Source organism: Aminivibrio pyruvatiphilus (assembly GCF_004366815.1).
In the GTDB taxonomy this organism is placed as follows: domain Bacteria; phylum Synergistota; class Synergistia; order Synergistales; family Aminobacteriaceae; genus Aminivibrio; species Aminivibrio pyruvatiphilus.
In genome coordinates this window covers 20043-32436 of sequence record NZ_SORI01000020.1, presented here as the reverse complement: position 1 = coordinate 32436, position 12394 = coordinate 20043, and the positions used below count along the sequence as shown (strand labels likewise).

Here is a 12394-nt window from a genome sequence, read left to right as displayed (position 1 = left end):
ACAGGTTCGCTACCTGTTTTCTCCGGCATTCCAGGTGCCGGAAAGCTGGACGAACCGGCTTCCTCCCGTCCACCTGCCCCGGAACGACCCTCCCGCCGTTCCCGTCATGAGGTTCCCCGTCAGGGTCCCCGACACCCTTTCGTTCACGTCCCGGGGCGTGCCCTTCACCGTCATTTTCCCCACGGCGGTGCCGCTCCAGTTCACCGAGAGACTTCCCGAAGCCGGGCTGATTCCCCCGGCCGTCCGGGTGAAGACGCCGGTTCCGGCCGCATTGATGCGGACATTCTGGCTGCTGTCGGTGTACACGCCGTTGATCACCACCGTGGCCGACCCGCCGGACAGGGTCACGGAAATGGTGCCCCTCCCCGTTCCTCCCATGAAGTTCCCGGAAAAATGCCTCTCCCCCCGCTTCTCCACGCTGTGGACCGACTGTGCCGTGACCGAGGCGAGATTCTTCCCGTTCCCGGAAAAGGACACCGCCACGCCTTCCGCGTCGCCCATGGCGAAGGCGGTAACGGTCACCGAGGCTCCCGGGGCGAGGGTTCCCGGCGAGGGAGGGCTTCCCCACCCCACGCCGCCGTCCAGGGACTGGTTCAGCGGGGCGAGGGACACCGAAAAGCCGGGGATGGGCTTTCCGGAGACGTTCGTCACGGCAATGGCAAAGGAAGTGCTCCCTTTGTCCATCAGCCGGGGAGTCACCGTCCACCGGAGGGGAACCTCCGGAGCGGAAGGCGCGGGTTTCAGGGGAGCAGGCGCAGGTTTGGGCGCCGCCGGTGCGGGAGCCTCCGGAGGCGCTGAAGGCTTCTGGCTCGCGGGATCCATCTGCTGGGGGTAGTCCTCCGGCATGGAGGGTGCGGGAAGTGCGGCAGCCGTCTTTTCTTCCGCAGGCTTCTCTTCCTTTTTTTCCGCCTGCTCCTTTTCCTTCGCCTTCCGCTCCTCCTCGAGGCGGGCCACCCTGGCGAGTTCTTTATCCCGGGCTATCTCCGCGGCCACCTCGGCCTCGATGCGGATTTCCCGCTCGAGGACCGCCAGAGTCCTGTTCTTTCCCTCCAGGCCGTAGGCGTCGCAAAGGCTCTCGAACCTTCCCTTGGCGAGGATCATGTCCACCGCCACGTCCTCCGCCTCGGCCACGTTTTTCGCAAAACCGTTCTTTATGAGATAGGTCTCGAGATACCGGTATTCCGCAGCCAGAACGGCCTGAAAGAATTCATCCCTTTTCGCCCGGGCGCGGTCCTTCGGCCATTTGTCCACGGGCCCGGCCACTTCCAGCATCCTGTCGTAGATCCGTTCGAAATTCTTTTGCCCCACCCAGTTCGCCGCCGCGTCGCCCGCCATCTTCCCGAGAGCGACGATCTGGCCCACCGCCGGGGCGGACGCACCGATCATCTTTCCGGCGGTAAACTCCCCCACCTTGTTCATGGCCTCCCCGTGCCTGCCCTCGAGGACCAGCTTTCCTATGAAGACGAGGTCCGAGGCGTCGGAGGCATACCCCAGGGCCGCCGGAGAACCTCCGGTGAGTCCCGTGATGAAGTCGTTCGCCGCCTGGACGGGGTCCGGAGAGGGCTGTTCAGGGAGCGCCCCGGCCCAGGCAGGAAAAAGCAGAAGCGCCGCGGCGCACAGCAGGGTCGCGAAGTGTTTCTTTCTCATTACGGCCTCCTTTTCGGGCTACTTCATCCCCGAGGCGATGGCCTCCAGCCGGTCCGCCTTTTCGGGGTCGATTGTTCTCAGGATTTCCGCTTCTTTTTTCAGGCCGTCCTTCTTTCCCATTCCCGCAAAGGCAACTCCCCTCCCGTAATGGGCGTCGGCGTAGCCGGGGGCCAGCCGGAGGGCTTCGGAGAAGGATTTTTCGGCCTCGGGGTACTTCTTCTCGCCGATAAGGCAAAAACCCAGGTTCGAATGGGCCATGGCGAATTCCGGCGCCAGCCGGACGGCCTCCAGGGCGGCCTTTTTGGCCTCCCGAACCCTGTTCAGCCCAAGGTAGACCCTGGCCAGGTTATTGTGGGCATAGGGATATTCGGGAGCCTGCTCCACCGCCTTTTCAAAGGCTTCTGCCGCCTCTTCCTGCCGATTGAGGCTGAAGAGGGACACCCCCAGGTTGTACCACGCCAGAGGGTAGACGGGGCGGAGCTTCACGGCCCGCCGGAAGGCCCCGGCGGCCTTTTCCTGGTTCTGCAGCCCGGCATGGCAGATGCCTTCGGAATAATGGATTTCCGGAATGTCCTGCCGTATCTCCCGGGCCTGCTCGAACTGGGGAAGGGCGTTCCCGTACTGCTTCAGCGAGGCGTAGACCGCACCGAGCTTCAGCCGGGGTTCCACGGAACGGGGTGACAGGTTCACGGCGTGCTTGAGGGATTCGATTGCCCGGTCGTTCTTTCCTAGGGCGGCATACAGGTCTCCGAGGTTGTAGTGGGGTACCCAGTATTTCCCGTCTGTTTCAGCGGCTTTCCGGAAGGCCGCCTCGGCTTCCTCGAACTGCTCCAGCTCCCTGCAGGCCGCGCCGAGGCCGTTCCATGCGGGGGCATACGACGGCCTGAGCTCCGTGGCCCTTCTGTAGGATACAGCCGCCTCCCCGAACCGCTTCAGGCCGGACAGGGCAACCCCGAGGTTGAAATGGGCCTCCGGGTAATCCTCCTTCAGTGAAACCGCCCGGCGCAGGGCAACGGCGGCCCGTTCCCAGTCGCCCGCCCCGGCGGCCTTCATTCCGGCGTTGAAAAAATCCTCCGGCCCCGCTCCCCATGCCGCTGCCGAAAACACCAGGACACAGACAAGGACGGAAAGGAGTATCGCTCGTTTTCCCATGGGATCAGCTCCTTTTCTGTTCTTCATTTCCGGGGTCGATCGTTTTCCGCGCGCTCCTCCTTCCCCTGCCCGATCTCGATCCAGCTCTCGGCGAAGGGCGCACCCCACCCCGGGCTGATCAGGGGATCGGTGAGCAGATTCACGCCCTTCGTTCCCTGGGGAAGGATACAGTATCCCTCGCCCAGGGAAGGGTCTTCCGCCACCCGGACGGCCAGGCTGCCTCCCCGGGCGTTCCGGACCGGGACTTCGTCGCCGTCCTTCACTCCGCGCTTACGGGCTTCGGCCGGGTTCAGCGAGAGGCTGGGAAGGCCGCCCGCGCAGGGAGCGTCCCAGCTCTGGCCGTTGATGTATTCCTTCCTGTGGACCGTCACCAGCCGGAGATACCCTTCCGGCCCCCGGGACATTCCGGGAACCTCCGTGGGCAGCAGGGCCTTCCGTCCCCCGTCCAGCCGGCAGGGCGGCTCGTTCCAGCGGTAGACCCCGCCGCCGACGGACTCGAGCAGGGGCGACGCCAGGAGTTCCCTGTCCATTTCCTTCTTCATGGCAACCAGGTCGCAGGAAAGGCCGAGCCTGCCCGCGAGGCGGGTATAGATTTCCGTCTCGTCCAGTGTTCCGGGGCGGGGAGGAAGGACCCGTTCGCTGCGGACGAGGTAGCTGTGCCAGTAGGAGCCCTTCCAGTCTCCCTCTTCCTCGAGGAAGGTGGTAATGGGCAGCACCAGGTCCGAGGCCTTTGCCGTGTCGGAGAGGACAAAATCGGCGCAGACCGTGAAGGGGATTTTTTCGTAGGCCCTGCGGACAAGATCCGTGGCGGGGTTCTGCCGCAGCGGGTCGGCTGCGGACACCACGAGCACCTCCACGGGGGGCTCGAGACCGTCAAGCTCCAGGGGCCACCCCGAGACAGAGAGGGCCCTGGTCTGCGGGGAAACCGGCTTCAGCCGCTCCGGGAAGAGGGCCATCTCCTCCTTGCTGAAGGCAAGCCCCGCTCCCTTGTCCGCGAATCCCCCCAGGAGCACCGCAAGGGCGCCGATCCACCGGAACTGGGCGTCGCCGTGGAGGTACCGCTGGGCTCCGAAGGCAGGGTACTGGGTGACGGGAGAAAAGCGGAGAAGCCAGGAGTAGACCTCTTCCGCACCGTCCGCTGTCATCCCCGCCGCAGAGAGAAGGGCGCCGCAGTCCAGGAAATTCACCGCCGCCGCGAACTCCGCCGGGTTGGCCGTGCGGTCCTGCCAGCCGGGCACAGCTTTCCCCCCGTCCAGGAGCCTCCGGCAGATCCATGCCGCCAGGGCCCAGTCGCCCCCGGGGTCGAGCCTCCACCACCGGTCGGCGGAACGGGTGGTGGGGGTGCTCCGGATTTCGAGGGCCGCCGTTTCCCCGCCCCTTCCCCGCACCGCTTTCAGTACCGAAGCCACGTGGGCGTGGGTCTCCAGGGCGTTCCGTCCCCAGAACAGCACTCCCCGTGAATGGTCCGCCACTTCCTCGGAGCGGACGACGGGCACTTCGCCGAAGGTTTCCTTCAAACCGAGGCTTCCCGCCGACGAGCAGAGGTTCCCCTTTTTCGTGGTGTACCCTCCGAGGGCGGCGAAAACGTGGGGCAGCAGCTTTTTGGAGAAATAGAGGGAGCCGGCGCTGGAGAGGTACATCACCGACAGGGGGCCGTGCCGTTCCACCCCGTCCCGGATCTTTTGCGCCCAGAGGTCCAGGGCCTCCTCCCACGGGACGGGAACGAGCTCCCCTCCCTTCCGGGTAAGGGGAGAGGACAGCCTGGCCGGGCTCGTTGCCCGGGACGCCCACCGCATTCCCTTTTCGCAGAGGAAGGTGGAATAAGGAAGGGCGGGGTTCGGTTCCAGGGTCACGGCATTCCCGTCGAAGCGGCCGCGCATGGCGCATCCGTCGGGGCAGTCGTAGGGGCAGGCAGAGGTTTTCCAGGCTGGGGCGTTCATTTTTCTCCTCCTCGGTGCGGTCTGAATCAATATTACCATTCCCCCCTTCCGGAGGGGACGGTCATTTTTCCGGTCTTTCCTGAATCCCCGCAGGCAGCGGGGAGCGCCGCCGGGACCTTCGGATTCAGGGACTTTTCGCCCTCTTCTGGACCGACCTGACCTGTGGTATGCTGTTCACCAAATTGACTGGAGCAAAGGAGAGTCCCCCGTGTCATTATCCAAAAGCACCGTCCGCGGCCTGGTTTCCGATTCATCTTTCCCCCTCTTTCTTCTCCTGGTGGGCTCCTTCTTCCTGACCGTTTTCTTCCGCATCTCCGCCTCCGTGGTGCTGCCCCTTGAAGGGGAGCGGCTCGGCATGAGCGCGGCGATGATCGGCTTCATCTCGAGCGTCCACTTTTACGCCTACGCTTTTCTGCAGCCCGTCTCGGGCATTCTTCACGACCGGTACGGCCCGGTGAGGGTGGTTATCTCCGGACTGCTCCTCACGGCGGGTTCATGCCTGCTGCTCACCTTCGTGAGGACCCCCTTCACCCTGGGGGCATGGCGGCTTCTCTCCGGATTCGGCGTGGCCCCCATGTATTCCGCCGTACTCGTCTTCCAGGCCTTCGCCTTCCCCCCGGAGCGGTACTGCTTTTACGCGGCCATCAACATGGGGCTGTCCAGCCTCGGGGCCATCGTGTCCGTGGCTCCTCTGGGCTTCGCCGTGGACACCTTCGGCATGACGGGCACCTTCGCCCTGCTCTCGGCCATCCCCCTCGCCATGGCGCTGGTTCTTGCCCGCAGGGCCCCTGCCGACCCCATCCGCCTTTCCGCCGCGGGGAAGGAAGCCAGGAGCCTGTTCTCCATCTTCCCCGGCATAGGGCAGGCCATTCTGTTCATCATGAAAAACCGCAGGGTCCGGGCTCTCCAGACCCTCTGGGCGATCTCCTCGGCCTCCCTGCTCACCTTCCAGGGACTGTGGGGCGTGTCGTGGTTTGCCGCTGCCTTCAATGCCTCACCGGGGTCTGCCCGGTTCTGGAGTTCCCTGGTCAGCGTGGGGATGATGCTGGGCCCCGTCTTCACCAGCGGCGTGGTTGTCTCCCCCGCCGGACTGCCGGGAATCATACGGAAGGTCAGCGCGGCCAACGCGCTGAGCTGGTTTCTGCTGCTCGCGGCGGCGGGGTGGGGAGGGGCGGTGTGGGTGGGCGGCCTGGCGGCCTTCACCGTTGGTATGACCTCGGGGATGCGGGGAGTGTTCTCCCTGGCGGCCATCACCGCTGTTTCCCCCCCGGGAGAGCGGGGTGCCGTCTTCGGCGCCATGAACATGACCGCCGTGCTGTCGGCGGTGGCCTTCCAGTGGGGAACGGGCATCATCATCGACCATTTTCCGGGGGAAGCGCCCGGCACGTTCACCGCCGCAGGCTACTTCGCCGGGTTCACCGTGGTGGCCGTCGCCATGGCGGCGAGCCTTCTCGCCCTGCGCCCCCTGGGAAGGGAGCCCCTCGCACCGGACACGGGGGAAGCGGGCAAAAACTGACCCTCTCCCGTCACGGGGAAACCTGGCGGATGACCCGGCAGGGATTGCCCGCGGCGAAGACTCCCTCCGGGATGTCCCTGGTGACCACGCTTCCCGCACCGATCACGGACCGGGAGCCCACGGTCACCCCGGGACAGAGAATGGCCCCTCCGCCCACCCAGACATCGGAGCCCACCGTGACGGGCCTGCCGAACTCCCTGCCCCGCCTGGCCTCCGCTTCCATGGGGTGGGCCGCCGTGTAGATCTGCACCGCCGGGCCGAACATGGAATAGTCCCCGATGGTCACCCTGCACACGTCGAGGATGACGCAGTTGAAGTTGAAGAACACCTTCTGCCCGAGAAAGACGTGGACGCCGTAATCGCAGAAGAAGGGGGGCTGGACGTTCACCGTCTCCCCCCCGGTACCGAAGAGGCTCATGAACAGGGACCGCCTCCCGTTCCCGTCGGCCTCAGGCGAGGCGTTCAGGAGACGGCACAGGTCCCGGGCCCTCTCCCTCATACCGGCAAGCTCCCTGTCGGAAGCGTCGTAGAGCTCTCCGGCCAGCATTTTCTCCAGTTCGGTTCTTTCCGTCATGACGGTCTCAGCCCTCTTTCTCCAGAATCGGCGGGTGTTCTCCCCTCCCCCGATTGTACAGGACAGGAGCACAACCGGATCTATCTCCAGGCGAGAAGCAGCAGGGGCAGAAGGATGAACAGGGCATAACCGCCGTGGTTCACGGCAGAGCACCCTCCCCTGCCTGCCGGATACACTCCGCCGTCCTCCCTTTCGGCCGCCGCCACAGGATCCCTGAATCTCCCGTCCCGTTCCCCGTCGAAGACGAGGAAGCGGCTGTCACTTTCCCGCGACACGGCCTGCACGGACGGCACGTCCTCCGCTGCCCCGTCGGCCAGGAGAAGCCGCACACCCACCCTGAAAATTCCTTCATCCCGGACCACCGTGAAAAAGTCCAGGGGATCGGCGCCGAAGCCGTTTTTCTTCGCGAGGATTCCGAAATCGTACCCTCCTTCGGGGAGGATCTTCACCATGGAGACATGCTCCAGAAACGCCTCCGCGAGGCTCAGGGTCTCCTCTCCCCCGGCGATGGCCAGCCGGCATTCTTCGGAGAGGCTTTCCTCCGGGACCGCCATCTCCAGGTCCACGGCCAGAATCCCCGTCTTCCCCGGCGGCACCGAAGCCCCTATCTCGAAGGAAACGGCGCAGAGCATCCCCCCGGGCCGGCCCTCCCCCAGCTCTTCCGGAGAACACGAGCGCAGGGTGATGTCCGAAATGTCCGCCGACGTCACCCTGAAAAAATCGCCGGGGGCAGTTCCCCCGGGCAGCGGAACCGTGATGGTTCCCGAAAGGAGGGCATCCAGAGCGACGCTTTCCTGGCGGATGACGATTCGCCCGGCGGGATTGGGTTCTTCGGGTACATCCGGCTCGTCCGGTTCGTCCGGTTCATTCGGTTCCCCCGGGTCATCAGGGTCTCCGGGGTCTCCGGGGTCACCGGGGTCACCAGGGTCACCGGGGTCTCCGGGGTCACCGGGGCCGCCGGGATTCAGCGCCGCGAAGGAGGCGGCAAGGGTCCGGTCCGACGTTACATCGTTAAAGGTATAGGATGAAGCGGCGTCCACAGGCACTCCGTCCACCAGCAGCCCGGCGACGGCGTAGCCGCTGTCCGGGGTGACGGTGACCGTGACGGAGCCTCCCCATTGAACCGTCGCCGATGGAGAGACACTTCCTCCCGGGCCTGCCGATGTGGTTACGGTAAAGGTTTTAAGGGCGAAGGCGGCACTCACCGTCCTGTCGCCGTCCATGGCCAGCGTCGCCGGACTTACGGTCCCCGCCAGATCCCCATCCCACCCCGTGAAAAGGGAGCTTTCCGCCGGATGGGCTGAGAGAGTGACCTCCGTTCCCTCGACATAGGACGCTGCTTCGGGGAAAACCGCCACGTGCCCCTCGCCGTTTCCCGAGGCGGAAGACGAGAGGGAATACCACTGGATCTCGCAGGCCCCGATATCCACAGCCCCGCCGCCCGGCCTCTCCTTCCCGCGCTGGTCCCTGTCCGGAATGACGAGGACTCCGCCGTTGAAGCTGACCTCTCCGGGACCCACACCGGCATCAAGGGCGGGGCTCCCTTCCCCGGGAGCCATGGTGGGGTTGAAGCCGCCGTTGTCCGCCGGCTCTCCAAGGAGCGGATCGCCGAAAAGTATATTCTCCGAGACAATCCCCGTCCCTGTTACGCTTCCGGCCCGGTAAAGACAGGAAAGGAGCGCGAGGGAACCGTCTGCCTGTTTCCTCACCTGCACTAAATCGCTGCCGAAGAAAATGCTGTTTGCCGCCGTTACGGAACCGCCGTCGATATACAAACTGCTTCCGGAATTCTTGGCGTTATTTTCCGAAAGTGTCGAGTTCAGCAGCACAAGAGAGGAACCTGACCCCGTCACGTAGAAAGCCCCGCCGTAGCCTTTTCCTACTCCGGCCGCCGATGCTTCGTTCCCGCTGAAGGTGCAGTTGACTGCCTCAACGGTACTGGACGCCGCTGTGTACATCCCGCCGCCGTAGCCGGAACCGGAGGCGGAGTACACGCTGTTTCCGATATAGGCACAGTTTTTCACCGACGGTGCGGAGGCCGAACGATTCGCCATCCCTCCGCCGTATGCCGACCCTGACGGAGCGGAGATGAAGTTATTCCGGAAAAGACAGTCCTCCACAACAGGATCGGAGGCGGAGTTTAACATGCCCCCTCCGCTGCCGGAAGATGTATTTTCCAGAAAGGAACATTTCCTGACGTACGGACTGGAAGCGGAATTGTACATTCCCCCGCCGCCGGCCTTTGCGGCATTCCCCCGAAACACACAGTTTTCAATGACCGGAGAGGCATTTATGCAGTACATTCCGCCCCCCATGGCGTCTTCACCCTGGCCGTCCGCCCTGCCTCCCGAAATGACAAAGCCGTCGAGCACCGCCGTTTCGTCCACCCCGGCGGCATACACCACGTGATAGGCGTTCTGACCGATAAGGACCGCTTTTCCTTCGGCATCGACCTGGTCGTCTCCGAAAAGGTCCCCGGTGAGGACCGTGGGGAATGCCCTGGGGTCCCTGTCCTGCAGCGACGGGCTTCCTTCAGCCGGAAAACCGCCCAGGAGCTTCACGCCGCTCTTCAGTGCGAAGGTCCGGGCCGCGCCGTTCACCGGGTTCCCGTCCCTGTCGAACGAGGGGACATAGACTCCCTCCGCCGCCCGGATCTCGTCTCCCGGCTGGGCGTTCTTCAGAACCGCCGCGAGATCCGGGGTAGCGTTTTCCCAGTCCGACCCGTTTCCGGCACCGGACGGCCTCACATGCCAGACCGCGGCCAGGGCCGGAGTGCCTGCACACGCAAGGACACAAAGACAGAGAAACAATGGAAGGAAATACCGGAGAAGGCGGGCAGGAGGACCGGAAGAGGACATTCTGTTCGCAGCTCCCTTCATGGCCTGTTCAGCACTGGGATGTAAACAGCATCGTAATCTGCATCTTCGAAGGAGTGAAAACAATCGGGCGTTTCAGCCCAGTTGATAATATGGTGCCCTTCCCGGCCTGTCAACCTCGAGAGGGCACAAAGTGCCGGAAAAATACTGTGGAGCAGGGGCGGGTAAGATCAGCTTTACAACATCTGTCCTCATGAGACGGGATTTACGGCTCCTGTCATCCTGAGGCCAGCTCCTTGGCCGATCGCGCCCCCGAAGGGGGAGGATCTCGGGGTAGGTTCTGGATTTCCTCAGAAGCGAGATCCTTCGCATTCGCTCAGGATGAGAGCCGGGGTTCGGGATGAAGACTCTTTTTTGTCATCCTGAGGCCGGTCTCTTGGCCGATCGCGTCCCCGAAGGGGAAGGATCTCGTTTTTGATTCTGGATAGACTCAAGCCCGAGATCCTTCGCATTCGCTCAGGATGACAAGCTACACCCTGTCGTCCCGAACGAGCGAAATGATCGCATTCGCTCGGGATGAAAGCCGGGGTTCGGGATGAAGACTCTTTTTTGTCATCCTGAGGCCAGCCCCTTGGCCGATCGCGTCCCCGAAGGGGAAGGATCTCGGGGTAGGTTCTGGATTTCCTCAGAAGCGAGATCCTTCGCATTCGCTCAGGATGACAAGCTACACCCTGTCGTCCCGAACGAGCGAAGTGATAGCGAAGCATCCCCGCAGGGGGGGAGGGACCTGCTTTTGATTCTGAAGGCCTTAGCCCGAGATCCTTCGCATTCGCTCAGGATGACAAGCTACACCCTGTCGTCCCGAACGAGCGAAGTGATAGCGAAGCATCCCCGCAGGGGGGGAGGGACCTGCTTTTGATTCTGAAGGCCTTAGCCCGAGATCCTTCGCATTCGCTCAGGATGACAATCTTGCTCAGGGAGTTTTCAAATGCAACCGAGACCCTTCCCCCGCTGCGGGACAACTCTCCGCCCGGTTCGTCCCCCTCTTTCCATCCCCCAACTTTTTACACCCCCGATACACTTCCGCGCTTCATCCGTAACGCTCTCTCCGGATAATGGCGTCAAATACTTCAAGGAGGGAAAAACTATGAAACGATCATTTCGGAACAGAACAGGACTGGCGCTCTTTGTCCTGCTGACGCTGGCAGCGGCGGCCTGGGCGGCCGGGACGGGCAACGACTGGAGCGGCCGGAAGGCAAAGTACGTTTTCATGTTCATCGGCGACGGCCTTGGGCTCCAGCAGGTCAACGCGGCGGAGGTTTACAACGGTTCCGTCAACAGGACGGGCGGCGAGCCCGCGATCAAGAAGCTGGCCCTGAGCGGCCTCCCGGTGCAGGGGATGATCACCACCTACTCCACCAACTCCTTCATCACCGACTCGGCACCCGCGGCCACGTCCCTCGCCGCGGGCTACAAGACTGACAACGGCGTCATCGGCATGGACCCCGCCAAGAAACAGAAGTTCACCACCGTCGCCCAGATGGTCCGCGCCAAGGGAATGAAAGTCGGTGTTCTCACCTCCGTGTCACTCAACCACGCCACCCCGGCAGCCTTTTACGCCTCCGTCCCGTCCCGGAACGACTACTACGGCATCGGGGAACAGCTCATCGACAGCGGCTTTGATTTCTTCGCCGGCGGCGGCCTGCATCAGAGCACCGGCAAGGACAAGGACTGCAGAGACCTCTACGAAATCGCGAAAGAGAAGGGCTACCAGGTCCTCCGCACCAGGGAAGACATCCTCTCGGCGCAGCCCGGCACGAAGGTCATAGCGGTGAACCCGGTCCTCGACGGCAGCAACGCCATGCCCTACGACATGGACCGGACGGATAAGGAACTCTCCCTCGCCGAGTTCACCCGCAAGGGCATCGAGATGCTCCACAACCCTGAAGGGTTCTTCCTTATGGTCGAGGGCGGCAAGATTGACTGGGCCTGCCACGCGAACGACGCGGCTGCAGCCATCGGCGACACCTTCGCCTTCGACGCGGCCGTGAAGGAAGCCCTGGCCTTCGCTGAGAAGCACCCTGACGAGACGCTGATCATCGTCGTGGGAGACCATGAGACCGGCGGCATGAGCATCGGCTTCGCCGGCACTGAGTACGAGACATTCTTCGAGAAGATCGCCCATCAGAAGGAGTCCTACGAGGCCTTCGACAGGAAGATCGCCGCCTTCCGGAAGGAAAGCGAAAAGACCTTCGAGAAGATGATGCCCCTCATCACCGGATCCTTCGGGCTCCGCACCGCCACCCCCGAAGAACGCGCCGCCCTCGAGGAAAAGGCCAGGGCCGGCGATGACGAAGCCCGGATCGCCCTCTCCATGACCCTCTCCGAACTTGAACTCGGTGAGCTTCGCGCGGCCTTTGAAAACAGCATGCTCGAGAAGAAGGAACGGGCCAAGGACGAAGCCACCTTCCTGCTCTACGGCGGCTACGAGCCCCTCTCGGTGAAGATCACCCACATCCTCAACCGGAAGGCCGGCATCGGCTGGACCTCCTACGCCCACACCGGCATCCCCGTTCCTCTCTTCGCAGCGGGCCTCGGCTCCGAACTCTTCGCCGGATACTACGACAACACGGACGTCGCCTGGAAGACCATGTCCATCCTCGGCGTGCGGTAGACACACCGGAAACTCACACCACAAGGCCGGGCGGAGGCGACTCCCTCCGGTCTTTTTCAATTGGGGAGGTTATTT

Annotated in this window: 7 protein-coding genes; 2 read left to right on the top strand and 5 right to left on the bottom strand. The window is 63.6% G+C overall.

Annotated features, from left to right (window positions below; all coding sequences use genetic code 11):
- Positions 1-9: 9 nt before the first annotated feature.
- From C8D99_RS12440 to C8D99_RS12430, 3 genes are read right to left on the bottom strand one after another with little or no spacing between them, the layout of a single operon-like run.
- Positions 10-1647 carry a hypothetical protein gene (locus tag C8D99_RS12440; protein ID WP_133958794.1) on the bottom strand — a complete coding sequence of 546 codons (1638 nt, stop codon included), beginning with the start codon at positions 1645-1647 and terminating at the stop codon, positions 10-12.
- An 18-nt stretch (positions 1648-1665) separates the two neighbouring features.
- Positions 1666-2826 carry a tetratricopeptide repeat protein gene (locus tag C8D99_RS12435; RefSeq protein WP_133958792.1) on the bottom strand — a complete coding sequence of 387 codons (1161 nt, stop codon included), beginning with the start codon at positions 2824-2826 and terminating at the stop codon, positions 1666-1668.
- Positions 2823-4739: a molybdopterin-containing oxidoreductase family protein gene (locus tag C8D99_RS12430; protein WP_166670176.1), complete on the bottom strand. Its 1917-nt coding sequence runs from the start codon at positions 4737-4739 to the stop codon at positions 2823-2825. Before C8D99_RS12430 ends, C8D99_RS12435 begins: the two co-directional genes overlap by 4 nt.
- Before the next feature lie 208 nt (positions 4740-4947).
- On the opposite strand from C8D99_RS12430, the gene C8D99_RS12425 reads away from it, so the two are divergent.
- A complete protein-coding gene (locus tag C8D99_RS12425; RefSeq protein WP_166670175.1) occupies positions 4948-6255 on the top strand; it encodes an MFS transporter in 1308 nt (435 codons plus the stop codon).
- A gap of 10 nt (positions 6256-6265) precedes the next feature.
- On the opposite strand, the gene C8D99_RS12420 is transcribed toward C8D99_RS12425, so the two are convergent.
- Both C8D99_RS12420 and C8D99_RS15585 read right to left on the bottom strand, forming a co-directional pair.
- The gene (locus C8D99_RS12420) at positions 6266-6829 is read right to left on the bottom strand and encodes a sugar O-acetyltransferase (RefSeq protein ID WP_133958785.1); all 564 of its coding nucleotides are present in this window, start codon (positions 6827-6829) and stop codon (positions 6266-6268) included.
- A gap of 80 nt (positions 6830-6909) precedes the next feature.
- The gene (locus tag C8D99_RS15585; protein ID WP_133958783.1) at positions 6910-9687 is read right to left on the bottom strand and encodes an InlB B-repeat-containing protein; all 2778 of its coding nucleotides are present in this window, start codon (positions 9685-9687) and stop codon (positions 6910-6912) included.
- A 1105-nt stretch (positions 9688-10792) separates the two neighbouring features.
- On the opposite strand from C8D99_RS15585, the gene C8D99_RS12410 reads away from it, so the two are divergent.
- A complete protein-coding gene (locus C8D99_RS12410) occupies positions 10793-12319 on the top strand; it encodes an alkaline phosphatase (RefSeq protein ID WP_133958781.1) in 1527 nt (508 codons plus the stop codon).
- Positions 12320-12394 lie beyond the last annotated feature (75 nt).